The sequence below is a fragment of the Microbacterium alkaliflavum genome, from assembly GCF_044325405.1.
GTDB lineage: Bacteria > Actinomycetota > Actinomycetes > Actinomycetales > Microbacteriaceae > Microbacterium > Microbacterium alkaliflavum.
Map to the genome: position 1 here is coordinate 76517 of NZ_JBIQWL010000010.1, position 24821 is coordinate 101337.

The 24821-nt window shown below is 69.1% G+C and carries 21 protein-coding genes; 8 read left to right on the plus strand and 13 right to left on the minus strand.

Features of this window, described 5'->3' with window-relative positions:
- Nucleotides 1–3: 3 nt before the first annotated feature.
- Genes ACH3VR_RS19450 through glyA form a run of 5 tightly spaced genes read right to left on the minus strand, consistent with a single transcriptional unit; the run spans nt 4 to nt 6368 of the window.
- Nucleotides 4–609, minus strand: a complete 606-nt coding sequence (locus tag ACH3VR_RS19450; RefSeq protein ID WP_397557983.1) for a sarcosine oxidase subunit gamma — start codon at nt 607–609, stop codon at nt 4–6.
- Nucleotides 602–3457: a glycine cleavage T C-terminal barrel domain-containing protein gene (locus ACH3VR_RS19455; RefSeq protein ID WP_397557984.1), complete on the minus strand. Its 2856-nt coding sequence runs from the start codon at nt 3455–3457 to the stop codon at nt 602–604. The genes ACH3VR_RS19450 and ACH3VR_RS19455 overlap by 8 nt, the downstream gene beginning before the upstream one ends.
- Nucleotides 3454–3801 carry a sarcosine oxidase subunit delta gene (locus ACH3VR_RS19460; protein WP_397557985.1) on the minus strand — a complete coding sequence of 116 codons (348 nt, stop codon included), beginning with the start codon at nt 3799–3801 and terminating at the stop codon, nt 3454–3456. Before ACH3VR_RS19460 ends, ACH3VR_RS19455 begins: the two co-directional genes overlap by 4 nt.
- Nucleotides 3802–3822: 21 nt before the next feature.
- Nucleotides 3823–5058 (minus strand): sarcosine oxidase subunit beta family protein, encoded by a 1236-nt coding sequence (locus tag ACH3VR_RS19465; RefSeq protein WP_397557986.1) that lies wholly within the window; start codon nt 5056–5058, stop codon nt 3823–3825.
- An 8-nt stretch (nt 5059–5066) separates the two neighbouring features.
- Nucleotides 5067–6368 carry a serine hydroxymethyltransferase gene (gene glyA, locus ACH3VR_RS19470; protein WP_397557987.1) on the minus strand — a complete coding sequence of 434 codons (1302 nt, stop codon included), beginning with the start codon at nt 6366–6368 and terminating at the stop codon, nt 5067–5069.
- 235 nt (nt 6369–6603) lie between these two features.
- Here glyA and ACH3VR_RS19475 point away from each other — a divergent pair, with 235 nt between their 5' ends.
- Both ACH3VR_RS19475 and ACH3VR_RS19480 read left to right on the plus strand, forming a co-directional pair.
- Complete coding sequence (locus ACH3VR_RS19475) at nt 6604–7902, plus strand: MFS transporter (protein ID WP_397557988.1); 1299 nt, start codon at nt 6604–6606, stop codon at nt 7900–7902.
- 173 nt (nt 7903–8075) lie between these two features.
- The gene (locus tag ACH3VR_RS19480; RefSeq protein ID WP_397557989.1) at nt 8076–8768 is read left to right on the plus strand and encodes a GntR family transcriptional regulator; all 693 of its coding nucleotides are present in this window, start codon (nt 8076–8078) and stop codon (nt 8766–8768) included.
- Here ACH3VR_RS19480 and ACH3VR_RS19485 read toward each other — a convergent pair.
- The gene (locus ACH3VR_RS19485) at nt 8761–10080 is read right to left on the minus strand and encodes a flavin monoamine oxidase family protein (RefSeq protein ID WP_397557990.1); all 1320 of its coding nucleotides are present in this window, start codon (nt 10078–10080) and stop codon (nt 8761–8763) included. The genes ACH3VR_RS19480 and ACH3VR_RS19485 overlap by 8 nt on opposite strands.
- Before the next feature lie 202 nt (nt 10081–10282).
- On the opposite strand from ACH3VR_RS19485, the gene ACH3VR_RS19490 reads away from it, so the two are divergent.
- The 4 genes from ACH3VR_RS19490 (at nt 10283) to ACH3VR_RS19505 (ending at nt 13330) form a co-directional block, all read left to right on the plus strand.
- Complete coding sequence (locus ACH3VR_RS19490) at nt 10283–11074, plus strand: amino acid ABC transporter ATP-binding protein (protein ID WP_397557991.1); 792 nt, start codon at nt 10283–10285, stop codon at nt 11072–11074.
- A 7-nt stretch (nt 11075–11081) separates the two neighbouring features.
- Nucleotides 11082–11729, plus strand: coding sequence for an amino acid ABC transporter permease (locus ACH3VR_RS19495; RefSeq protein WP_397557992.1), 648 nt, complete (start codon nt 11082–11084; stop codon nt 11727–11729).
- On the plus strand, nt 11729–12394 hold the full coding sequence (locus tag ACH3VR_RS19500) for an amino acid ABC transporter permease (protein ID WP_397557993.1): 666 nt from the start codon (nt 11729–11731) through the stop codon (nt 12392–12394). The genes ACH3VR_RS19495 and ACH3VR_RS19500 overlap by 1 nt, the downstream gene beginning before the upstream one ends.
- 69 nt (nt 12395–12463) lie before the next feature.
- Nucleotides 12464–13330 carry a substrate-binding periplasmic protein gene (locus tag ACH3VR_RS19505; RefSeq protein ID WP_397557994.1) on the plus strand — a complete coding sequence of 289 codons (867 nt, stop codon included), beginning with the start codon at nt 12464–12466 and terminating at the stop codon, nt 13328–13330.
- 64 nt (nt 13331–13394) lie between these two features.
- On the opposite strand, the gene ACH3VR_RS19510 is transcribed toward ACH3VR_RS19505, so the two are convergent.
- Genes ACH3VR_RS19510 through ACH3VR_RS19525 form a run of 4 tightly spaced genes read right to left on the minus strand, consistent with a single transcriptional unit; the run spans nt 13395 to nt 17785 of the window.
- Entirely contained in the window at nt 13395–13994 is a 600-nt protein-coding gene (locus tag ACH3VR_RS19510; protein ID WP_397557995.1) for a short chain dehydrogenase, read from the minus strand.
- A 53-nt stretch (nt 13995–14047) separates the two neighbouring features.
- Nucleotides 14048–15457, minus strand: coding sequence for an aldehyde dehydrogenase family protein (locus tag ACH3VR_RS19515; protein WP_397557996.1), 1410 nt, complete (start codon nt 15455–15457; stop codon nt 14048–14050).
- A gap of 35 nt (nt 15458–15492) precedes the next feature.
- Complete coding sequence (locus ACH3VR_RS19520; protein ID WP_397557997.1) at nt 15493–16311, minus strand: MoaF C-terminal domain-containing protein; 819 nt, start codon at nt 16309–16311, stop codon at nt 15493–15495.
- Between the two features lie 28 nt (nt 16312–16339).
- Nucleotides 16340–17785, minus strand: a complete 1446-nt coding sequence (locus tag ACH3VR_RS19525; protein WP_397557998.1) for an APC family permease — start codon at nt 17783–17785, stop codon at nt 16340–16342.
- A 185-nt stretch (nt 17786–17970) separates the two neighbouring features.
- On the opposite strand from ACH3VR_RS19525, the gene ACH3VR_RS19530 reads away from it, so the two are divergent.
- Both ACH3VR_RS19530 and ACH3VR_RS19535 read left to right on the plus strand, forming a co-directional pair.
- A complete protein-coding gene (locus ACH3VR_RS19530) occupies nt 17971–18555 on the plus strand; it encodes a TetR/AcrR family transcriptional regulator (RefSeq protein WP_397557999.1) in 585 nt (194 codons plus the stop codon).
- A gap of 191 nt (nt 18556–18746) precedes the next feature.
- Complete coding sequence (locus ACH3VR_RS19535; RefSeq protein ID WP_397558000.1) at nt 18747–20051, plus strand: flavin monoamine oxidase family protein; 1305 nt, start codon at nt 18747–18749, stop codon at nt 20049–20051.
- Between the two features lie 73 nt (nt 20052–20124).
- Here ACH3VR_RS19535 and rbsK read toward each other — a convergent pair whose 3' ends face one another.
- From rbsK to ACH3VR_RS19550, 3 genes are read right to left on the minus strand one after another with little or no spacing between them, the layout of a single operon-like run.
- Complete coding sequence (gene rbsK / locus ACH3VR_RS19540) at nt 20125–21036, minus strand: ribokinase (RefSeq protein ID WP_397558001.1); 912 nt, start codon at nt 21034–21036, stop codon at nt 20125–20127.
- 42 nt (nt 21037–21078) lie between these two features.
- Entirely contained in the window at nt 21079–22023 is a 945-nt protein-coding gene (locus ACH3VR_RS19545; protein ID WP_397558002.1) for an ABC transporter permease, read from the minus strand.
- A complete protein-coding gene (locus ACH3VR_RS19550) occupies nt 22020–24806 on the minus strand; it encodes an ATP-binding cassette domain-containing protein (protein ID WP_397558003.1) in 2787 nt (928 codons plus the stop codon). The genes ACH3VR_RS19545 and ACH3VR_RS19550 overlap by 4 nt, the downstream gene beginning before the upstream one ends.
- Nucleotides 24807–24821 lie beyond the last annotated feature (15 nt).

Here is a 24821-nt window from a genome sequence, read left to right on the forward strand (position 1 = left end):
GGCTCAGCCTCCCAGCGGAGCGGGGTACGCGAGCGGGTCGAGCAGCGCGTCGAGCACCCAGTCGGCGACGTAGCGCGCGAACGAGGTGCGCACGATGAGCTCGATGCGCGAAGCATCCGCCGACCGCGACACGAAGATCACCACGGCCTGCGCGAGCAGTCCCTGCAGCGCCGTCCCCTCGGGGAAGCCCGAGGGATGCAGGTCGAACGCGACGCCCTTCGCGAGCAGGCCGCGGGCGTCGCCCTCGACGAGGAGCGAGAGCCGCTGACCCGACTGGTCGACGACGGCGCCGCCGTCGCCGACCGCCGCGCGCAGCTCGCCCTCGAGCGAGGTCGAGCGCGACGGGTCGACGACGAGCCACTCGTCGGGACCGAGCCAGATCACGGTCGCACCCGTGGGCGAGGTCACCGCCGAGAGCGCCCCCGGAAGAGCGACCCCCAGTACGGCCTCGACGGCGCTCGGCGAGACGCGGGAGGCGTCGACCCGCAGGTTCAGCTGCTGCGCGAGCGGCTGGACCGTGACGCGGACGTCGGTGGATGCCTCGGCGAGGCGCTCGACGTAGTCGTCGAGGATCCCCTGCGCCTGCAGGGTTTCGCGGGTGTCAGCCATCTCGGCGGGCTCCTTCGGGGTCGAACAGGACGTGACTGGTGATGGTCGCGGGGACGAGCTGTCCGTCCACGACCGCGTTGATGCGCTCGCCGATGCGGCTGTGGCCGGCGTCGAGGAGGGCGAGGGCGAAGGTGCTGTCCAGGGCGCGGCTGTCGTAGCTCGACGTGACGAAGCCGTGCATGTGCACGGGCATGCCGTCCAGCGTCTCGACCGCGACGAGCTGCGAGCCCTCGGGGATGAGGGTCGACGAGTCCTCGGGCAGCAGCCCGACGAGCTGCCGGCGGTCCGGGTCGTGGTTGGCGGGACGGTCGAAGGACCGCTTGCCGAGGAAGTCGACCTTCTTCTTGGAGACGACCCACGACATGCCGAGGTCCTGCGGCGTGACGGTGCCGTCGGTGTCCTGCCCGACGATCGGGTAGCCCTTCTCGGCGCGCAGCACGTGCATCGTCTCGGTGCCGTACGGCGTGATGCCGTACTGCTCGCCGGCCGCGATGAGCCGCTCCCACAGGTCCCGTCCGTACCAGGAGGTCGCGCTGACCTCGTAGGCGAGCTCACCGGAGAAGCTCACCCGAGCCAGGCGCACCGGGATGCCGCCCAGCTCGGTGTCGCGCCACGTCATGAACGGGAACGCCTCGTTGGACACGTCGACGCCGGGGAACAGGTCGCCGATCACCGAGCGCGAGAGCGGACCGACGACGGGGAAGGTCACGAGGTGCTCCGTCACCGACGCGAGGAAGACGCGCAGCTCGGGCCACTCGGTCTGCAGCCACTCCTCGAGCCAGTCGAGGATCTTCGCCGCTCCGCCCGTCGTCGTGTAGACGAGGAAGCGGTTCTCCTCGAGGCGCAGCACGGTGCCGTCGTCGATGACCATGCCGTCGACGCCGCACATGACGCCGTAGCGCACCGAGCCGACCTTGAGCGAGCTCATCAGGTTCGTGTAGATCCGGTCGAGGAACTCCCCCGCGTCCGGGCCCTGCACATCGATCTTGCCGAGCGTCGAGCCGTCCATGATGCCGACGGCGTTGCGCGCGGCGATCGTCTCGCGGCGCACGGCGGCGTGGATGTCCTCCCCGTCCTGCGGGTAGAACCACGGCCGATTCCACTGCCCGACGTCTTCGAACTCCGCGCCGCGGGCTGCGTGCCAGTCGTGCACGGCCGTCACGCGGACGGGGTCGAAGAGATCGCCGCGGGCACGGCCGGCGAGCGCCGCGAACGCGACCGGCGTGTACGGCGGGCGGAAGCGCGTCGTGCCGACGCCCGCGATCTTCTCTCCCGAGATGGCCGCGGCGATGCCGGACGCGACGATGCCCGAGGTCTTGCCCTGGTCGTGCGCTGTGCCGATCGTCGTGTACCGCTTGATGTGCTCGATCGAGCGCAGTCCTGCGCCGATCGCGTGCGCGATGTCGGCCACGGTCGCGTCGCGCTGCACGTCGACGAAGTGGGTCGTGAGCGTTGCGGGGTCGCCGCTGGGGACGAACCAGAGCACGGCGCCCGGCGTGTGGTCGAGGTCCTCGTCGGGGACGGGGGCGACCGTCGCCGCCGGCGTGAAGCCGAGGCCGGTGAGCACGCCGTCCGCGACCTCGCGGGCGTTGTGCAGCACGTCGGCGAGGCCGAAGCGACCTGCCGCCGATCCGGCGACCGTGATGCCCTCCACGTCGGTGTCGGGCACGAACGCGCCGAGCCGCTCGTCGTAGCGCAGCGTTCCGCCGGCCTGGCTGTACAGGTGGACGGCGGGGTTCCAGCCGCCGCTCACGAGCAGCGTGTCGGCCGCGAGCTGCTGTGTGACGCCGAACACCGACCCGTTGAACGGTGCGAACGAGACCGAGGTGACGCGCTGGTCGCCTTCCGTGCCGGTGACGACGCTGCCGTGGTGCAGCGCGATGCCGCGATCCGACGCTCCCGTCAGCCAGTGGTCGCCGATGACGGAGCGCACGTCGATGATGGCCGCGATCTCGACACCCGCGTCGTGCAGGTCGAAGGCAGCGCTGTACGCGCTGTCGTTCGTCGTGAAGACCGCGACGCGCTCGCCCACCCGCACGCCGTAGCGGTGCAGGAAGGTGCGCGCCGCGCCCGCGAGCAGGATGCCGGGGCGGTCGTTGTCGGCGAACACGACAGGACGCTCGTGCGAACCGGCCGCGACGATGGTGCGCCGGGCACGGATCCGCCACACGCGCTGACGCAGCGCGCCAGGCGCGGCATCCGTCCCGAGGTGATCCGATCGGCGCTCGACGGCGAGCGCGAGCCCGTCGTCGTACACGCCGAACACCGTCGTGCGCTGCAGCAGCACGACACCGAGCGCGCCGAGTTCGGCGACCGTCCCGTCGATCCACTGCTGGGCGTCGACGCCGTCGATCGTGCGGGGCGTGTCGGCGAGCGACCCGCCGGGCTCCGGCTTCTCGTCGACGAGGGCGACGCGGGCTCCCGCGCGGGCCGCTTCCGCGGCTGCCATCAGGCCCGCGGGACCCGATCCGACGACGAGCACGTCGACGTGCAGGTGGGCGGTGTCGTAGCGGGCGGGGTCGGCCTCTTCGGGGAGCTTCCCCTGACCGGGGACCCCGTGGGCTTCGATCCCCGGCGCGAGCTCGACGATCGTCGCGAGCTGCATGGGGTCGGGGAAGGGGCGGGTGATCTGGATGAGCCCGCTCGGGTCTTCCGGGCCCGCGGCGGCGATGCCGCGGGGACGGCCGAACTTGATGCTCGTCGTGACCTGGTGGATGCCGTTCGCGAGCAGCGCGGAGGCGAGCGAGTCGCCCGCGTAGCCGCCGACGTGGAGGCCCTCGAACGTGAAGAAGACGGGGGCCTCACGGTCGATGCGACCGCCCGCGTCCGTGCGGAATTGCTGAGTCATCGTGCGTCGGTGCTTTCGAGCTCGGTGGTGAGGAGGTCGCGGGCGTCGGGCGGAACGTCGTCCGCCGCACTCGCGAGGGGTGCCGCGTGACCCATGGGGTAGACGGCGAGGAAGCGGTACGAGACCGTGTCGCGCAGGGCGTTGAACCACCGGCGGCATCCCGCCGAGTGGACCCACCGTTCGGCGAAGACACCCTTCGTGTTGCCGCGGAAGAAGACGTAGTACGCCCAGCTGAGGTCATCGAGCTCGGCGGGGTTCTCGGGATACGCGACGTGGGCTTCGCCTCCGTAGGAGAACTCGGTCTCCTCGCGGGGTCCGCACCAGGGGCATTGGATGAGTTGCATGATCCGCTCCTCTCGGGCGATTCAGTGGGCGACGGCCGCGGCGCCGTGCTCGTCGACGAGCCGGCCGGTGACGAAGCGGTCGAGGGTGAAGGGGGCGATCAGCTCGTGCGGCGTGCCGGTGGCGATCGTGTGCGCGAAGGCGTCGCCGATGCCCGGCGTCGCCTTGAACCCGCCCGTGCCCCAGCCGCAGTTGAGGTAGAGGTTCTCGTAGGGCGTGAGGCTCACGATGGGCGAGGCATCCGGGGTGACGTCCACGACCCCCGCCCACGTGCGCAGCAGGTGCGCACGGGCGAAGACGGGGAAGAGCTCGACGGCCGCGGCCATCTGACGCTCGATGATGTGGAACGACCCGCGCTGGCCGAAGCCGTTGTACGCGTCGACGCCGGCGCCCATGACGAGCTCGCCCTTGTGCGCCTGCGAGACGTACACGTGCACGGCGTTCGACATGACGACGTTCGGGTGCACGGGCTCGAGGAGCTCCGAGACGAGGGCCTGCAGCGGATGGCTCTGGATCGGGACCCGGATGCCGAGGGTGTCGGTCAGTGCCGAGGTGTGACCCGCCGCGGCGAGAGCGACCCGCCCCGCGCCGATGTCGCCGCGGTTCGTGCGCACGCCGACGACACGGTCGCCTTCGGTGAGGAATCCCGTGACCTCGGTGTCCTGGATGAGGTGCACGCCCGCGGCGGCCGCCTTGCGGGCGAAGCCCCACGCGACGTAGTCGTGCTTGGCGATGCCGGCGCGCGGCTGGTACGTCGCGCCCAGGACCGGGTAGCGGATGTCCTGCGAGATGTTGACGAGCGGGCACAGCTCCTTGACCTGCTCGGCATCCACCCACTCGGCGTCGACCCCGTTGAGCTTGTTGGCCTCGACGCGGCGGCGCGAGTCGCGCACGTCCTGCAGCGTGTGCGCGAGGTTGAGGACGCCGCGCTGGCTGAACAGGATCGGGTACTCGAGGTCGTTCTCGAGGTCCTCCCACAGCTTCAGCGCGTGCTCGTAGATGCGCGCCGACTCGTCCCACAGGTAGTTGGAGCGGATGATCGTCGTGTTGCGGGCCATGTTGCCGCCCGCGAGCCAGCCGCGCTCGATGACGGCGACGTTCGTGATGCCGTGGTTCTTGACGAGGTAGTGCGCCGTCGCGAGGCCGTGGCCGCCGCCGCCCACGATCACGACGTCGTAGGAGCGCTTGGGAGCGGGGTTCTCCCACAGGAACTCGGGGTGCTCCGGGAGCTCGGCTCCCGGGGTGCGCGGTGTCGACATGTTCGTGCTCACTGTCCGTAGCCGTTGTAGAGGGGGAACCGCTCCGCGAGCGCCGCGACCTCGTCCGCAAGGGTCAGCACCGTCTGCGCGTCGAGTCCAGGCTGCAGCGCTGTCGCGATGAGGTCGGCGACGATGCGGAACTCGTCGTCGCCGAAGCCGCGGGCCGCGAGAGCGGGCGTGCCGATGCGCACCCCCGAGCTGATCATCGGCGGGCGGGGGTCGAACGGCACGGCGTTGCGGTTGACCGTGATGCCGATCTCGTGCAGGCGGTCCTCGGCCTGCTGACCGTCGAGCTCGGAGTGGCGCAGGTCGACGAGCACGAGGTGCACGTCGGTGCCGCCGCTGACGACGCCGATGCCGGCCGCCGTCGCGTCGGGCCGCTGCAGGCGCTCGGCGATGATCTTCGCGCCGCGCAGCGTGCGCTCCTGACGCTCGCGGAACGCCGGCTCGCCGGCGAGCTTGAACGCGACGGCCTTCGCGGCGATGACATGCTCCAGCGGTCCGCCCTGCTGCCCGGGGAACACCGAGCTGTTGAACTTCTTGCCGAGTTCGGCGGTGGCCAGGATCACGCCGCCGCGGGGGCCGCCGAGGGTCTTGTGCGTCGTCGAGGTCACCACGTGCGCGTGCGGCACGGGGTTGGGGTGCAGGCCCGTCGCGACCAGGCCCGCGAAGTGCGCCATGTCGACCATCAGGTACGCGTCGACGAGATCCGCGATGCGACGGAACTCGGCGAAGTCGAGCTGCCGCGGATAGGCCGACCATCCGGCGACGATGAGCTTGGGACGGTGTTCCAGGGCGAGCCGCTCGATCTCCGCGTAGTCGATCAGGTGCGAGTCCTCGCTCACGTGGTACGCGACGGCATTGTAGAGCTTGCCCGAGAAGTTCAGCCGCATGCCGTGCGTCAGGTGACCGCCGTGCGCGAGGTCCAGGCCGAGGATCGTGTCGCCCGGCGAGAGCAGCGCGAACATCGCCGCCGCGTTGGCCTGCGCACCCGAGTGCGGCTGGACGTTGGCGTACTCCGCACCGAACAGCGCCTTGAGCCGGTCGATCGCGAGCTGCTCGATGACATCGACATGCTCGCACCCGCCGTAGTAGCGGCGGCCCGGATAGCCCTCCGCATACTTGTTGGTCAGCACCGAACCCTGCGCCTGCATGACGGCCAGCGGCGCGAAGTTCTCGCTCGCGATCATCTCCAGCGTTCCGCGCTGACGGCCCAGCTCTGCCGCGATGGCGGCGTGCACCTGCGGGTCGACCTCGGCAAGCGAGGCTTCGAGAGCGCCTGCGGTGGTGGCGGTGTTCGTGGGGGACATCGGCGGCTCCTACGTGAACGAAGACTGATATATCTATCTGCGGTCAGATACTACGTGGTCTTCGATCGGGCTGTCAACGGCGACTTGCGGTGTCGACCCCGCGCGTTGCGCGCCTGATCCACGTCCGTTACACGACTGAAATCGACAACATATATCAGTTGCTGTTACGGTCGCCCGGACTGATCGTGGCCTCACGGAAGAGGCACGGGCGACTCGATGAAGAGAGCAGGACACGATGACAGTAGAAGTGCAGCAGAAGACCATAACTCTGGATGAGGCGCCGCTGCGCAGCGTCCACATCCTCGCCGCCGGTGCAGTGCTCGGCGGTGCCATCCTGGACGGCTACGTCCTCGGGATCGTCGGGCCGATGCTGGCCCTCGCGAACGAGGAGCTTCAGCTCTCCCCCGTGAGCCAGGGGCTCATCGCATCGAGCGCCCTCATCGGGGTGCTGGTCGGAGGCATGTTCTTCGGCAATCTGGCCGACCGCTTCGGCCGCAAGCCCGTGTTCGCCGTGAACCTGGCCTCCTTCGTGGTGCTCTCGCTGCTGCAGCTGGGCGTGACCGAGGTCTGGCAGCTGCTGATCCTTCGAATCGCGCTCGGCCTCGCCGTGGGCGTCGAATACGCGGTGGGCTCGTCGATGCTCGCCGAGTTCTCGCGGCGCAGAGGCCGCGGGGTGCTGCTGGGAACGTTCGAGGTCGCATGGATGGTCGGCTTCATCGCGGCGTTCGTCGTCGGCAACCTCTACCAGGGCGACAACTGGCGGCTCCTGCTGGCAACCAGTGCCATTCCGGCGCTCATCACGTTCCTCTTCCGGCTGCGTCTGCCGGAGTCGCCGATGTGGCTCAAGGCGCAGGGCCGGGATGCCGATGCGGACGCCGTCGTCCGCAAGCACTTCGGCCCGGGCCTGACTGTTCCGCCTGTCGCCATCGAGAAGGACCGGCCGCGCGTGCGTGACCTGTTCTCGCGCGACACGTGGCGGCCGCACCTGTACGCCGGCGTCTTCTGGTTCTGCCAGGTGGGCCCGTTCTTCGCGATCTTCACGTTCCTCGGTCCGGTCTTCCGAGGGCTCGGCCTCACCGACATGACCACCGTCGACGTCTGGCTCAACGGCATCCAGCTGGCGGGCGCCCTGTTCGGACTCGTGCTGCTGCACTGGCTCACCCGGCGCCACTTCGTGATCTCGACGTTCGCGATCATGTTCGGGGCTCTGCTGCTGCTGGGACTCCTGCCGGGGGCACCGTTCTGGCTGGTGATCGTGCTGTTCGGCGTCTACATGTTCGTGGCACCGGCCGCGAACAACATCGAGCGGGTCTACCCCGCCGAGATCTTCGACACCCGCATGCGCGCCACGGGCATCGGCTTCGCCGCCGCCTTCTCACGTATCTCGGCAGCCGCGGCGGTGTATCTGCTGCCGTCCTCGATCGCATCGCTGGGCACCTCCGCCACGCTGCTCCTGCTCGCGGTCTTCCCGCTCGTGGGGCTCGTGCTCTCCGTCCTGTGGGCTCCCGAGACCAAGCGCAAGCACCTGACGTAGCCGCGTCGGCCGGAGCGGCGCGGTCCCACGCGGATCGCGCCGCTCCGGCGCGCGCTCGCCGAGAGCGCGCCCAGCGCCGTACGATTGATATATCTTTCTGCGCTCATTGCACGAACGCGGGACGCGCCGCCGCTGAGCGCCGGCGCTGGGACCACCGCAAAGGAGGCGAGGTCATGGCTCAAGCCGCCTCGAAGCCGACCGTCGACATCACCGCACGTCCTGCCGATCTCGACGGGCTCTCGTACGCCGATTACGCGACGAACGTGCTGCGCGATCGCCTCATCATCCTCGACATCCCGCCGGGCACGCCGATCAACGACGAGCTCATCGGCAAGGAGCTCGGCATCGGCCGCACCCCCGTGCGGGAGGCGATCAAGCGGCTCGAGTCCGAGCACCTCGTGTCGGTGTACCCGCGCCGCGGGACGTTCGCGTCGGTGGTCGACATCACCGACCTCGCCGAGATCGCCGAGATCCGCGCCCAGCTCGAGCCGCTGGCGGCGTCCCGCGCGGCCCGCTTCGCCTCGGCCGATCAGCGCGCGAAGATGCGCGAGCTCGCGACGTCGCTCGAGTCGGCGGACATGGCGACCACCGACTACGCCGGGCTCATGCGCTACGACCTCGGCGTGCATCGCAGCATCTACGCGGCGAACGGCAACAAGCACCTGCAGGAGACGCTGATCACCTACGACAACCTGGCCACGCGCATCTGGTGCATGGTGATCGACCGGCTGCCGAACGTCGGCAGCCACATCGACGAGCACGTCGGCCTCCTTCTCGGCATCGCCGACGGCGATGCCGAGAAGGCCTCCGACCTCGCGCGCGAGCACGTCCTCTCGTTCGAGCGGCTCGTGCGCTCCGTCATCTGACGGCAGTCGCGCGCGACGCGCGGACGAGGTCTGCGACGCGTCGTGCCTCGGTGTAGGCGCCGTGCGTTCCCGCCGAGTCCGACGTATAGTCGCCGGCGAAGTGCAGCCCGTCGATCGACTCCTGCAGCCGCGGGAGCACGGCGAGCCGCTCGGGCGTGATGATCGAGAAGCAGTGCTCCCACGTGTGCAGGTAGGCCCCGAGGACCCTCCCCCGCAACCGGGGGGCGACGGCCAGGAACTCCTCGACCCACGTGTCGGTGCCGGCATCCGTCTCGACGAGATCCGGACGGTAGCCGGCGGAGTTGCCGTAGCAGACGAACTGCGCGATCCGGCGCCCGTCTTCGGTGCGCCGATCATCGCCCGGGACCGCTGCGATGACGGCGTCGAATGAGCGGCCCGTCACGGCGATGAAGGCCCAATCGGCGATGTCGTCGAGTCCGGTGACGTCGGCCGTGACGCACAGCTCGGTCGACCCGGGGGTCTTCGCGATCGCGATCGCCTCGCGCTTCCAGGCCGGCAGGTCGGGGGCGATCTCGGCGACGACAGGTGCGGGAACCGCGAGCAGCACCTCCGCGGCGTGCACCGTCTCGCCGTTCGCGAGCTCGACCGCGAAGCGTTCGCCGTCGCGCCGGACGGCGCCGACCCGGCTGCCCAGGCGGACAGTGCCTTCCGCGAGCCGCCCGGCCATCGCCAGCGGAATGGACTGCATCCCGTCGAGCGGGTAGAGCCGGTTCTCGGACTCGTGCGCGAGGTAGCTCGCGAAGTATCGGAGGGCGTACTTCGCGGAGAGCTCCGACGGGTCGGCGACGCCGCCGCCGCGCACGGCGTGGCGCACGATGTCGACGACGTCGGCGTTCAGCCCGGCGAGCCGCTCCGAGACCTTCTCCTCCACGATGTGCGACGCGCCGTCGGTGATGCGCCCGCCCTGGGTCAGCGCGGCGTACTCGGTCATCGCCGAGGCGATGAACGCACGCAGCTGGGCGCGCGACTCCCCCGAGACCGGCAGGCGTGCGATGAGTCCCTCGTTGTCGGAGTCGACGATCGTCTCACCGTGCACATGGATGCCGAAGGTCGTCGGCACGAACGGCGTCGTGGGCACCTGCAGCTCGACGGCGAGCTCTTCGGCGGGAGTGCCGCGATAGACGAACATCGCCCCGGCGTTGGAGGCGAAACCCGCCACGGGGACGCTCAGCGTGCGCCCGCCCACCTCGTTCCCCGCTTCGAGGACGACGACATCCAAGCCTTCGTTCCGCAGGTAGTACGCGGCCGCGAGGCCCGCAGGGCCTGCCCCGACGATCGCCAGGTCGTGCATGGTTCACCGTTTCCCGGCGCCACGACCATGTGGCGCCTCAGCTCGGGAGGATCTCGACGACGAGCATCCTCAGATTTGATCACAGATCTTGACTCTGGATTCTAACTGGTATATCAATTGGATTACTCAAGAATTTCAGTCAGAACGACCTGACAACGACCGGACGCCAAAGTCGACGTCCGCGATTCGGAGGTGACGAAGAATGGTCTTCAGTCTCGGAACACGAACTTCCCCCATTGCGCTGTCCGGCGGCGTGCTCGTCTCGGGCCTCGGGAAGAGCTACGGCGACCACCAGGTCCTGCGCGATGTGAATCTCGCGATGGACGAGGGCGAGGTCGTCTCGATCATCGGCCCCTCGGGGGCGGGCAAGAGCACATTCCTGCGCTGCCTCAACTACCTCGAGACGCCCACCGAGGGCATGATCACGATCGGCGGGGCCCGCGTCGTCGCGGGTGAGAAGCGGCCCGACAAGGCGAGCCTCGATCACCTGCGCCGGGTCACCGGGATGGTTTTCCAGAGCTTCAACCTGTTCCCGCACCTGACCGTGATGGAGAACATCACGCTCCCGCAGCGCAAGTTGCTCGGCGTCAGCAAGGCGCAGGCCGAGGTCGTCGCCGAGCGCCTCCTGGAGCGGGTCGGGCTTCCGGAGAAGGCCAAGCAGTACCCGGCCCGGCTGTCCGGCGGACAGCAGCAGCGCATCGCGATCGCGCGCGCCCTGGCCCTGAACCCCAAGGTCATGCTGTTCGACGAGCCCACCTCGGCTCTGGACCCCGAGATCGGCCTCGAAGTGCTCGCCGTCATGCGCGACCTCGCCGACGAGGGCATGACGATGCTCGTGGTCACGCACGAGATGCACTTCGCCCGCGATGTGTCCGACCGGATCATGGTCATGGGAAACGGCGGCGTGCTCGAGATCGGCCCCAGCGAACAGGTCATGTCGCAGCCGCAGAACGAGCGCACGCGCCAGTTCCTCAAAGCCGTGCTGGACCGGTGACGCGGCCATGTTCGGCGGAATATTCCTCACAATCGCCCAGGGCGTCGGACTCACCCTCTACGTGACGTTCGCCTCGCTCGTCATCGGCGGCATCATCGGACTCGTCTTCGCGGCGGGCGTGCGGTCGCGGTTCCGGGTGGTGCGGGGCGTCGCCTCGTTCTACATCAACATGGTGCGCGTCATCCCGCCGCTCACCTGGCTCTTCCTCATCTACTTCGGCCTGCCGCAGTACGCCCTGAGGCTCACGACGATCCAGGCCGCGATCGTCGGCTTCTCGATCATCGCGTCGGCGTTCATGGCGGAGATCTACCGGTCGGGGCTGCTCAGCATCCCCGCCGGCCAGCGCGAAGCAGCGCATGCCCTCGGCTTCAAGCCCCTCGCGACGGTGCAGCACATCATCACGCCGCAGGCGTTCCGCGTCGCACTTCCCGCGATCGCCACGTACGCCATCGGCCTGCTGAAGGACTCGGCGCTCGCGTCGACCATCGGCGTGCACGACATCACGTATTACGCGCAGCAGACGGCGAAGCAGACGCACCAGAGCCTGCTGGCCTTCACGACGGCCGGAGTGCTCTACATCGTCATCAGCCTCGTCATCGCGGTGGTCTCCCGCCGCGTCGACTTCGCGATGCGCAGCCGGATCGGAGTGGCGTGATGGACATGCTCAACCAGTGGGCCGAGTGGCTCCCCGTCTACCTCCCGGGTCTGCTCGTCAGCCTTCAGCTGACCGGCCTCGCGCTCCTGCTCGGCTTCCCGCTCGGACTCCTGTTCGCTGTCATGGCGGAGGCCCGCAAGTTCCCGCCGCTGCAGTGGATCTCGTTCTTCTTCGTCGAGATCGGGCGCGGGCTGCCCGCCCTCGTGCTGCTGTACCTGCTGTACTTCAGCCTTCCCGGCGTCGGCATCACGCTCACCTCGCTCACGACCGCCGTCATCGCGATGACGTGGAACACGGGCGCGTACGCGTCGGAGTACTTCCGCGCCGGCATCGCGGCGGTGCCCCTCGGCCAGCGCGAGGCGGCCCTCACCTCGGGCCTTCGCGGCTGGACGGGCTTCCGCGCCATCATCCTGCCGCAGGCCCTCCGCATCTCGACCCCGCCACTCGCGGGCCTCGCCGTGCTGGTGTTCCAGGCCAGCGCCCTGGCCTTCGTGATCGCGGTCCCCGAACTCATGTCCAAGGCGTACGAGGTCTCGTCGATCTCCTTCGAATACCTCAGCGCCTACCTGCTGGCCGCGGTGATCTACGGATCGGTCACCTTGGTCTTCCTCGGCCTGGTCCGAGTGCTGGAGTGGCGGCTGGGTCGCCACCTCCAGCGAAGCTGAGCCCGATCCGCTTCACCCATCCCGGCATCCGTGCCAAGCACAACCCCCTCCCGAACAGAAGGAACAGCCATGTCTCGAACCTCGACCACGCTCGTCCGCGTGTTCACCGCGGCAAGCGTCGCCGCCCTCGCCGCCATCTCGCTCGCCGCGTGTTCCGGCGACGCGTCCGGCAGCACCGCCGGCGGAGACTGCAAGCCCGCCCACACCTTCACCACCATCACGCCCGGCGAGCTCACGATCGCGAGCTACGACTACCCGCCCGCGACGCTCCTGGAGGGCGATGGGCTCACCGGCATGGAGGGCGACCTCATCACCGAGATCGCCAAGCTCGAGTGCCTCAAGCTCACCGTGAGCTCCTCGGGCGGCGCCGGCGCCGTGATCCCGTCCGTGCAGACGCAGCGCGCCGACCTCGGCTCGGGCAACTGGCTGCGCACGAAGGAGCGGGCGAAGATCGTCTACATGAGCGCGCCGCTGTGGAGCGACCCGCAGGCGATCGTGTCGACGAGCGGCATCACGAGCGACGAGCTCAAGGGCAAGAAGGTCGGATCCGTCGCGGGCAACCTGTGGAACGACAGCCTGCAGCAGTGGCTCGGCGACGACTTCAAGATCTACCAGGACGACGAGTCGGTCTACGGCGACCTCGCCGCGGGCCGGATCGACGCCCTCGTGGCCTCGGCCGCCTCGGCGAACTACCGTTTCCAGGACAACCCCATCAAGGGCGCGACCGTCGTCGCCGTGACGCCGAACCCGAACGTGCCGCAGTTCGACGCGGTGGGTCAGGTCATGTGGCCGTCGAGCCTGGACAACAAGGACCTCGGCAAGGCGCTCGACGAGGACATCGAGAAGCTCCGCGCCGACGGCACGATCACCAAGATCCTCGAGAAGTACGGCATCGACCCCGCCGTGGGCGAGCCCGGCGAGCCGAACGAGCTCTGAGACTCCGGACGATGCGCCCCGGACGGCTTCGGCCGCCCGGGGCGCATCGGCGTTGACCGCAGTCTCACGGAAGCGCGAGGATCTGCCCCGTCGCGGCACCCTCGACGCTCTTGACGAACGCGCGGGCGACCTCGGCGCCTGCCACCGGCTCGAAGCCCGGGAAGAAGTCGCCGAACGCCTCCAGGCTTTCTTCGAGCACCGACGGGCTGATGACGTTGATGCGACGCGGAGCGATCTCGATCGCCGCGGCACGGGCGAAGGCCTCGATGGCCCCGTTCACTGCGGCCGCAGCGGCACCCGACACGACGGGATCGCGGGACGGGATGCCGCTGATCAGCGTGAACGAGCCCTTCGGCGCGAGGTGCTCCAGGCCGGTGCGGACCAGGTTGATCTGCGCGAGGGCTTTGTCGGCGAACGCCGCCGCGAAGTCATCCGACGTGAGCTCGGCGAGCGGCGCGTAGCGAACATGACCCGCCGTGCTGACGACGGCATCGATCTCGCCGACCTTCGACCACAGCTCCTCGACCTGCACCGGGTCCGTCACGTCGCACCGGACGTCTCCTGAGGAGCGGCCAACCGTGACGACGTCGTGACCGCGCTCGCGGAGCGTGTCGTAAACGAGCCGGCCGATGGTGCCGGACGCGCCGACGAGAAGGATCCGCATGCCTCCAGGGTAGAGAGGCGTCTCCGCGCGATCGCGTAGGGTTCCGTCGACCGTCAGCGGCTGATGACCTTGGGAGCCGCCACGGCCTTGAGGCCGGCGACACCGAACTCCTGCCCGTAGCCGGACTGCTTCGTTCCGCCGAAGGGCACCTGGGGGTTGAGGGCGCCGTGCTGGTTGATCCACACGGTCCCGGCCTGCAGGCGCTTCGCCACCTCCACCGCGGCATCGACGTCGTCCGACCAGACGGAGGCACCGAGGCCCTGCTCCGCTGCGTTGGCGCGACGGATGGCGTCATCGATGTCGGTGTACTTGATGACGGGGATGGCCGGGCCGAACTGCTCCTCGTCGACCAGGCGAGCGCCGTCCTCGATGTCGGCGACGACGGTGGCCTGGTAGAACAGCGGCCCGAGCTCGGGGAGCGGCCGGCCGCCTGCGACGATGCGGGCGCCGCGGTTCCGGGCATCGTCGACGAGGTCCTTCACGATGTCGAACTGGCTCTGGTTCTGGAGGGGCCCGAGCACGTTGCCGTCGTCGAGGCCGCGGCCCATCGGCATGGCCTCGGCGAGGCCCGCGAGAGCGTCGACGACCCCGTCGTAGACCGACTCATGCACATAGAGCCGCTTGAGCGCCGCGCAGGTCTGTCCGGTGTTGATGAAGCATCCCCAGAACAGGTTCTCGGCGATCGCCCCCGCGTCGGTGCCCGGCAGCACGATCCCGGCGTCGTTGCCGCCGAGCTCGAGCGTCAGGCGGGCGAGATTGCGGGCCGAGGATGCCACGATCCGGCGCCCTGCCTCCGTGGAGCCCGTGAACATGATCTTGTCGATGCCGGGGTGCTCTGCGATGACGGCTCCCACCTCGCGGTCGCCGACGACGACGGTGAGGACGCCTTCGGGCAGGTGCCGGTTGAAGACGTCGATGAGCGCGAGCACCGACAGCGGCGTGAAGCTGCTCGGCTTCACGATGACCGTGTTTCCCATCCGCAGCGACGGGGCGATCTGCCAGACCGTGATCATCATGGGCCAGTTCCAGGGGCCGATCGCTCCGACGACGCCGAGCGGGTCGTAGTGCACCTCGGCGCGGGCGCCGCCCGCCTCGAAGACGACCTCGGGCTCCAGCGCGGTGTCGGCGGCGCTGCGCGTCCACACGACGCACGCGCCCACCTCGAACCGCGCGTTCGGGCCGTCCAGCGGCTTGCCCTGCTCCCGGGAGAGCAGCACGGCCAGCTCCTCGGCATTCGCTTCGAGGTCGTCGGCGATCGCGTTCAGGATGCGGGATCGCTCGCCGTGGCCGAGCGCGGCCCAGGAAGGCTGCACGGCGCGCGCCGCCGCGATCGCGGCCTCGAGATCGTCCACGGTGTGCACGGGTGCGTGCCCGATCGTCTCGCGGGTCGCGGCATCCGGAATCGCTCGCCCTTCGCTCTCGTCAACGGTGATGCGGTCGAGGATCGACGTCGTCGTGATCATGGTCTTCTCCTGCTTCTGGGGTGTCGGGGTGGCGGTCACTCGGCGGGGTACGGAGTGTCGTCGAGGATCGTGAACCGGCTGTCGAAAGGGATGTGGACCGTGTCGAGGGTCGGGCCGTCCCAGCAGAACATGCGGCCGATCGACCGCTGGTTGGTGAGGTCGATCGTCACGATCGACTCGACGGGCATGACGGTCTCGCTCCAGTGCAGGAGGACGATCCCGTCGGCCAGCTCGAAGACCTGCACCGGATCCGCGTCGGCGAGGCCGACCTCTGCGCCGCGCACGCAATGCCACACGAAGGTCCCCGCGTTGAGGTAGATGTGCTCGTAGTGCTCGGTCGGGCTGTAGCGGTAGTAGATGCGCTTGCCCACGAGCTCGCTCGTGCGGCGACGAGGTTCGATCTCGCCCGTGCCGACGACACGTCCGGACAGGATGGCGGTGCTCATACGCACACGGCCGTCGCGGTCGATGAACGACGAGTCGGCCACGGTGACGCGTCCGTCGGACGTGTCGAGGACCATCGAGAGGTCGCTGGAGCGGACGCCCTCCCCCTTGACGAAGTCGACGAAGAAGATGCCCGGGCGCACCTCGACCGCGCGGTAGGGATGGGTGCCGGTCTGGCCGGCCCCTTCGCCGTCGGTGATGGTCCAGGTGACCCGGCCGTCTTGGAAGGTGTGGCGGATGATCCAGCCGTTCTCGAAGCGGACGTCGAGGGGGGCGCCCTCCAGGCTCGAGCTCGCCGGGAGGCTCGGCTCGCCGAAGCCCTCCAGCATCGCGGTGACGTCGGGCCACTGGTCGGTCGGGACGTAGTGCTGCTCGGCGGGCGCGAGTTGGGGCGGGGTGGTGGTCGACATGACGGTCCTTTCGGGGATGGAGGAGAGTTCAGCTGCCGGCGGCGACGACGCTGTCGAAGTCGACGTCTTTCCGGAAGACGGGGAGCAGGGCGCCGGCCGCGAACGCGATGGGGATGGACCAGAGGAGCATCTTGGCGATCGCGCCGTCGTCGAAGAGCATCGCGGAGTAGTTCTGGATGGCGATGACGAGGATCGTCCCCATGAGCACGACGGATGCGAAGGGTGCGACGCGCGTCGTCCAGAACCCGCGCTCGAGCTTCTCCCGGAGGAAGAAGACCACGATCGCGACGGAGGCGAAGCCCATCATGACGATGAAGCCGACGGTGCCGAGAGCGACGAACCACGCGAAGACGACGGTGATCGGGTCGGCGCCGGCCCACAGGAACGCCATGACGATGACGGCGATGAGGATGCCGTTCACCAGCGCCGCGGTGGCGGGCACCTGTGCCTTCTTCGAGACGCGGGACAGCGGCTGCGGCAGCGCGCGGGCGCGGGAGAGGGCGAAGACGTAGCGGGAGAACATGTTCTGCACGCCGATGAGCATCGCGATGAAGCTGGAGACGACGAGGATCTGCATCGTGACGTCGAGCCACGGCCCGACATACTCACGCGCGACGGCGAAGATGATGCCGGCGAGATCGTTCGCGGCCGCCTCCTGCACCTTGTCGGGCCCGACTGCGACGCTCACCGCCCAGGTGGCGATCGTGTAGAAGACGCCGACGAAGATGATGACGGCGAAGAGGGCGCGCGGGATCGTCCGGCGCGGCTCGCGCGCCTCTTCGCTGAAGACGGTCGTGGCCTCGAACGTGGTGAAGCAGGCGAAGACGAACAGGATCGCCACACCCAGGCCGGGCTGCGCGAGCTGCGACGGCGCGAAGCTCACGAGCGACAGGTCCTTGCCGCCCGACTGGGCGAAGATCCCGATCACGAAGATGGACACGGCGATGATCTCGAGCACCAGCAGCACGCCGAGGATGCGGAGGTTGAGGTCGACGCCCCGCATCGTGAGCACCGTCGTGATGATGAGGAACGCGAGGATCCATGCCCAGACGGGCAGGTCGATGCCGAAGAGGTGCGCGGCGAGCTGCTGCGCGAACACGCCGAACTGCGACCACAGCCCCACTTGGAGGGAGATGTAGGTGACGATGACGATGCCGGCGGCGCCCGTGGCCGCGTGCTTGCCGAGGCCGCGCGAGATGTACGCGACGAAGCCGCCCGCGCTGACGATGTGCCGGCTCATCTTCAGGTAGCCGATCGCGAAGACGGCGATGACGAGCGCGACCAGGACGTACACGAGCGGGACGCCCGGGCCCATGATCGAGAAGATCACCGGGCTTGCGCCGACGAACGCGGCCATCGGCGCGGCGGCGGATACGACGAAGAACGCGATGCCGATGAAGCCGAGGCTGTTCGACTTCAGGCGCGTGTGTCCCACCGACGGCGGGATGACGATCTGGTCTGGGGCTTTGCTCACCGGGTCCTCCTTTGGACCTTGATCTCGTTCGCATCGATGCGAACCACGGTTCGGGTGCTTCATCGGGTGTGGCCGCCGGCGATGGCTCATTCATCTCGGCGATACTAAGCACTTGCTTAGTTCGAAGATACGCAGACCAGCGCACGCCTGTCAAGTGCTGTCGATGGGATGCCTATGCTGGGGTCGTGACCCAGGCTCCGAGATCGCTCAACCACGGCGAAGGCAAGGAGGCGCTGCTGAGCGCCACCGTTCGCGTCGTCGCGCAGAAGGGCCTGCGGGGCCTGACCTTCCGCGCCGTGGCGGAAGAGGCGGGCGTCAACAACACCCTCATCGCGCATCATTTCGGCACGCGCGACAAGCTCCTCGCGGCGGCGCTCGATTGGACCGCCGACCGCTCGATCGGCGCAGCGGACCTCTCGGAGTACGCGACCGACGCGCACGCGTTCCGCACCGCACTCGTCGACAACGTCCTGTCGGCACCCGATGACGAGATCTTCCAGTTCGAGATGATCCTGGAATCGAGCAGACGTCCCGAGCTGCAGCCGGCCGTGCGCGCCTTGTATCGCCGATACGTGAGCGCCCTGGCGGCCGGCCGCGAGCGGCTCGGCGGCCCGTCGAGCGACGCACTCAACCTCGCGCTCTTCGCAGCCCTCGACGGCCTGATGCTGCAGTACCTCAGCCGCGCCATCACCGCCGACGAACTCGCGGAAGCCGTCGAGGCGCTCGGGATCGCCGTCGGCAACCCCGCCGAGGCGACCCCCTCGCACTGATCCACCCCCGGAGCCGGAACGGCCTTCCGCTTGCACTCGAACTAAGCATCTGCTTAGTATGCGTTCTGAGCGCACTGAGGCGTTCATGTCGAGGAGGACACCCCATGCCTGACCAGTTCACGACCGCAGGGTCGATCGATCGCAGCGCCGCCGAGCGCCCCGCCTCTTCCTGAGCGGCGAAGGTGCGGATCATGAGCAACGACTACGACATCATCGTCATCGGCGCCGGCTTCGCCGGCCTCACCGCCGCCCGCGAGCTCGCCCACGCCGGCAAGCGCGTCGCCGTCCTCGAGGCGCGCGACCGGATCGGCGGGCGCACCTGGCTCGACGAGCGGCTCGGGATGGAGCTGGAGCTCGGCGGCACGTGGGTGCACTGGACCCAGCCCCATGTATGGGCCGAGCTGCGCCGGTACGGGATCGGCCTCGCACCCAGCCCCGTGCCCCGCAACGCCTACTGGTGGGACGGAACGCGCGCCGTGGCGGGCACCCCCGACGAGCTGCTCGAGCTGCTCGACCAGCCGAACGAACTCCTCGCGGCACGAGCCCGTGAGGTGTTCCCGCAGCCGTACGCGCCGCTCGACTCGCGACAGCTCGCCGAGTTCGACGGCGTCTCACTGCTCGACGAGATCGACCTTCTTCCGATCTCGACCGAGCGGCGAGCGCTGCTCGAGTCGTTCTGGACCCTCAACTTCAACGGCCGGCTCGACGACGCCGCCTTCACGCAGGCGCTCCGCTGGGTGGCGCTGGCGAACGGCGACTGGAAGGTCATGTTCGAGAGCTGCGCCACCTACAAGATCGAAGGCGGCACGAAGCGACTCGTGAACGCGATCCACGACGACACACGCGCCGACTTCTTCCTCGGCGAGGACGTCCGCACGATCGCGCACGACGCGGACGGCGTGCGCGTCGTGACGAGCGGCGGCCGCGAGCGCACCGCCGCCGAGGTCATCGTCACCATCCCCCTCCACGCCCTGTCGCGTGTGGATTTCACCCCCGCGCTTCCGGGATCCGTCACCGACGCCATCGTCGACGGCCAGCTCGGCCTCGGCACCAAGGTCTGGTTCACGATCGAGGGCGAGCATCCCGCGTTCGTCGCGCTCGGCGGAGCGGATTGGCCGCTCAACTTCTTCCAGTCGGAGTACGTGCGCGACGGCCGCACCTTCGTGATCGGCTTCGGCCCCGACTCCTCCGCGATCGACCCGGGTGACACGGCATCCATCCAGTCCGTCCTCAACCGCCTCGTCGACGACGTCACGGTCATCGAGAGCGCGGCGCACGACTGGGTCGCCGATCCGTACGCGCAGGAGACCTGGCCCATGCACCGTACGGGATTCCTGACCTCGGCATTGCCCGCGCTGCAGGAGCCGTTCGGGCACATCCACTTCGCCGGTGCCGACGTCGCCGACGGCTGGGGCGGGTTCATCGACGGCGCGATCGACAGCGGTCTCAAGGCCGCGCGGTCGATCCTCGCCGTCGACCAGTTCGCGAGGACGTGAGGGCGGTCCGCCGACCGCCGCCGAGAGCGCTCCTCTCGGCCGCCTCGTTCTCACCCCCGAGTGCGCGAGCCCGTCAGCCTCGTTCCGCCAGCCAGGCCTCGACCTGACGTCGATCGGGGTAGGACGATTGCGCCCCCATCCGCTGGACGGACAGCGCCGCCACGGCTGAGGCGAAGGCCACGGCATCCCGAAGCGGGGTGCCCGCGGCGAGTTCGCAGGCTGTCGCTCCCACGAACGCGTCACCCGCGCCGGTGGTGTCGACGACCGGCACGCGGAAGGAGGGCACCGTGTCGATCCCGTTCCGGTCTCCGTACAGCGCCCCGGCGGCTCCCAGGGTGATGACGACCGAACGGACGCCCAGGTCGAGGAATCGCTCCGCGAGCCGGGCGAACGAACTGTTCCCGTCATCCTCGAGGAGTGCGCGGGCTTCGTGCTCATTGACCACGAGCGGGTCGCACACGGCGAGAGTCACCGAGGACACCTGCTCGGCCGGCGCGGCGTTGAGGAGGACGCGAACTCCTCGTTCAGCGGCCATCGCCGCGACACGCTCGACGGTCTCGCGCGGGGTCTCGAGGTTGAGCACCAGGACGTCCGCGTTCGACCATTGGTCCGCCGTGGCCTCGGCGTGCCCGACGTCGAGCGCCTGGTTGGCGCCCGGCGAGACGACGATCGAGTTCTCACCATCCGGCGTGACGAGGATGAGGGCGGTGCCTGTCGGGCGGTCGACGGTGACGATCCCCTCGACGGCCACACCGGCCTCGACGAGTCGGGATCGGACCACCTCCCCGTTCTCGTCCCGGCCGACGCACGCGTGGAAGGAGGTCGACGCACCGCTGCGTGCGGCCGCGGCCGCCTGGTTCGCGCCTTTGCCGCCCGCGAACACGTGGAGATCCGACCCCAGGAGTGTTTCACCGCCGGCCGGCCGGCGAGGCACCTCGACGACGAGATCTGCGTTCGCACTTCCGAGCACGGCTACGCGATTCATGGGAGTTGTTCCGTTCTTCATGGGCGGTGTGGGGCGAGGCGACTAGGCCGCCATCTGGGCGAGGCCGCGTCGCGTCCGCGCGCGGATCGCGCTGCGCACCCGCAGCGCCGCCACGATCAGAGCCATGATCGTGATGACGTACGGCGTCAGCAGCGCCAGGGAGGAATTGACCCCGCCCAGCGCGAGACGATCGGCCAGCCCGTCGGCGGCACCGAAGATCAGGCAGATCACCAGCGTAGGCAGCGGACGCCCCGCGGCGAAGATGACAGCCGCCACGACGATGAAGCCGCGACCCGACGTCATCCCGGCCGTGAACGACCCGACCGAGGCCATCGCGAGCTGCGCGCCGGCGAGGCCGCAGAGCGCCCCCGAGACGACGATCGAGATGAACTTCACTCGAAAGACACGGATGCCGGCGGCCACGGCAGCCCCCTCGTCCTCGCCCACGGCGCGCAGGTGCATGCCGTAGCGGGTGCGGTACAGCACGAACCAGTAGACGGGGACCAGCGCCAGCGCCACCCACACGAGCACGGTGTGATGGTCGAAGATCGGGCCGACCACCGGGATGCCCCCGAGTGGTCCGAGGTCGATCCTCGGCAGCATCGCCTTCACGTCCCCGGGCGTCACGCCGGCGTTGCCGTACAGGACGGTGAGCAGCAGGACCGTGATGCCGACCGCGAGCAGGTTGGTTCCGATGCCGACCACGATGTAGTCGGCCTTGAAGACGAGCGACGCGATCGCGTACACCAGCGCGAGCAGCACCCCGCCGCCGAGCGCGGCGAGCACGCCGATGAACGGGTTCGTCACCGCCCCGACTGCGACCGCGGCGAAGGCGCCGATCAGCATCAGGCCTTCCAGTCCGATGTTGAGGATGTTCCCCACCTGGGTGAGGCCGCCGCCGATGGCGGCGAGCAGGATCGGGGTGGTCTTGGCGAGGATGACGGCGAGCGTGCCGACCGTCAGGATCTGGGTCAGGATCTCATTCACTTCACGGCCTCGGCCTTCGTCTGGATCGGTGCGGTGGGCGCGGCCGATGCACCCGCGGTCCGCCGCCTGCGGAAGTTGACGGTGAACGTGGCCGTGATCGCGATCACGATCAGTCCCTGCAGGACGCTGATCATCGGGAACGGCACACCGGCGGACTGCAGCCCGGTGCCGCCGGCCATCATGGTCGCGTAGAACAGGGCTGCCACGAGGGACGCCCAGGGGTTCAGCCGCGCCAGCAGCGCGACGGTGATCGCGAGGAACGCGAATCCCGGAGAGAACGCCTGCAGGAACCGGCCGCCGTTCGGGCCGATGACGAAGAGCGCCCCGGCGATACCCGCCACCGCCCCGCTGAGCGACATCACCTGCACGGCCATCCGCCGGGAGGACGTTCCGATGTAGTCCGCGAACCGGTTGAGCTCGCCGAGCTCCTTGATCCGCAGGCCCCAGTTCGAACGGTCCAGCACGAGGCCGAGGAGCACGGCGATCGCGGTCGCGAGCAGCACGTCGGGTGCGAACCCGTAGGCCGCGTCGAACACGGGCAGAAGTGCGGAAGGCTCGACCTTCGGCGAACCGGCGAGGGTCGCCGCGGGATCGGCGAAGGGGCCGGTGACAAGGAACGCCGTGAGCAGGATCGCCACCTGCGACATCAGCAGCGTGATGACGATGACGTTGACCTTCAGGTACCCGGTGAGGAATCCCGGGATGAGCCCCCACAGCGCGCCGGCTCCTGCGCCGAACAGCAGCACCAGCGGAATGTGCACGACCGGTGGCAGGCCCTGGAAGGTGAATCCCGCGTACGCGCCGAAGAATGCCCCGAGGTACAGCTGCCCCTCGCCGCCGATGTTGAAGAACCCGGCGCGGAAGGAGATGATCGTGCCCGCGGACATGATGGCCAGCGGCACGAACATCGCGATGATGCCGGCGATGCCGAAGGGCGTGCGCCACGCGGAGGTGAACAGCTCCACATAGGCGGTGACCGGATTCTCGCCGATCAGGACGATGATCACTGCGCCGATCGCGAGCGCGGCGAGCACAGCCAGAACGGGCTGCATCGCGTTGTCGAACGTCTTCGTGGCGAACTCGGAGAGGATCGTGCCGAACCTCTTCGGCGCGACCGGCACGGCTCTCGTCGTCGGCACGACGACGGACGTCGTCTCGAGCTCGTCCACGACGGCGATGTCGGCGGATGCGTCGATGAGCCGGGCGCCGCCGGCCGCCAGCTCCCCCGCGACGCGGGCGTGCTCGAGTTCGGCTTCGCGCAGGCTCTCCGCGGTCGGCGTGGAGCCCGCCATGGCGAGCCCCACGGCGAGCTCGGTCATGTTCGCCTGCGTGAACTCGGCGATCACTTCGCCGCGATACATCACGAGGAGGCGATCGGAGAGGCTCATCACCTCGTTGAGGTCGGCGGAGAAGAGCAGCACGCCGGCGCCCTTGTCCCGCAGATCCACGATCGAGTTGTGCACGAACTCCATGGCGCCGACGTCGACGCCGCGGGTCGGCTGCGACACCATGAGCAGGTCGGGCTCCGACTCGAACTCGCGCGCGATGATGACCTTCTGCATGTTGCCGCCGGAGAGCGAGCCGATAGCGGTGGACGGCTGCGCGCCGCGCACATCGAACTTCGCGATGAGCCTCCGTGCGAAGTCGTCGACGGCCCGCAGCGAGAGCCATCCCCGCCGGGAGTAGGGCGCCCGCAGGTGACCTGACGCGATGTTCTCCGCGATGCTCAGGCCGGGGGCCGCGCCTTCCTCGTGCCGGTCCTCAGGGATGTAGGCCAGTCCGTGTGCACGCCGTTCGGCCACGGACGCCTGAGTGACGTCGTGTCCGGCGAGCACCACCCGACCTCGAGGCGGCAGGTCCATTCCCGCGATGGCAGCGGCCAGTTCGGACTGCCCGTTGCCCTCCACCCCCGCGATTCCGACGATCTCACCGGCCCGCACCCTGAGCGACAGGTTCTTCACGGCCACGGCGCCGCGCTGGTCGACCGCCGTGAGTCCCTCGACGGTGAGGACCTCTTCCCCCGGGCTCGAAGGCGTGTGCTTGATGCGCAGCAGCACCTCGCGCCCGACCATCATCGAGGCGATGTCGTTCTGGCTGAGGCCTTCGGCCGACCTGCTGCCGATCACCTGGCCGTCGCGGATGACGGTGATCTCGTCGGCGATCGCGAGCACCTCGCCGAGCTTGTGCGAGATGAAGACGACGGCGCAGCCCTGCGCGGCGAGTCTCCGGATGACGACGAAGAGCTCGTCCGTCTCCGCCGGGGTGAGCACGGCTGTGGGCTCGTCGAGGATGAGCAGCCGGGTGTCGTGGGAGAGCGCCTTGATGATCTCGACCCGCTGCCGCTCTCCGACAGAGAGATCTTGCACGCGATCCCGCGGATCGAGCTCTAGGCCGAGCTCCGTCGTGAGGGCGGAGACCCGCTCCTCCATGGCACTGCGGTCGAGGACGCCGAACCCCCTGCTCGTCTCGTTGCCGAGGAAGATGTTGGACGCGACGCTCAGCGACGGCACGAGCTTGAAGTGCTGGTGGACCATGCCGATGCCGAGCGCGTCGGCCTTCTTGGGGTCGGTGACCTGCACCGGCTCGCCGTCGAACACGATCTCTCCGGAGTCCGGCTGGAGGTTGCCGGAGATCATGTTCATCAGCGTGGACTTGCCTGCACCGTTCTCCCCCACGATCGCGTGCACGGTGCCGGGCTGGATGCGCAGCGACACGTCGCGGTTGGCGACCTTCGCGCCGAAGGTCTTGGTGATGCTGCGGAGTTCGAGGATCGGACGATCCATGGGTCTCTCCTTCGA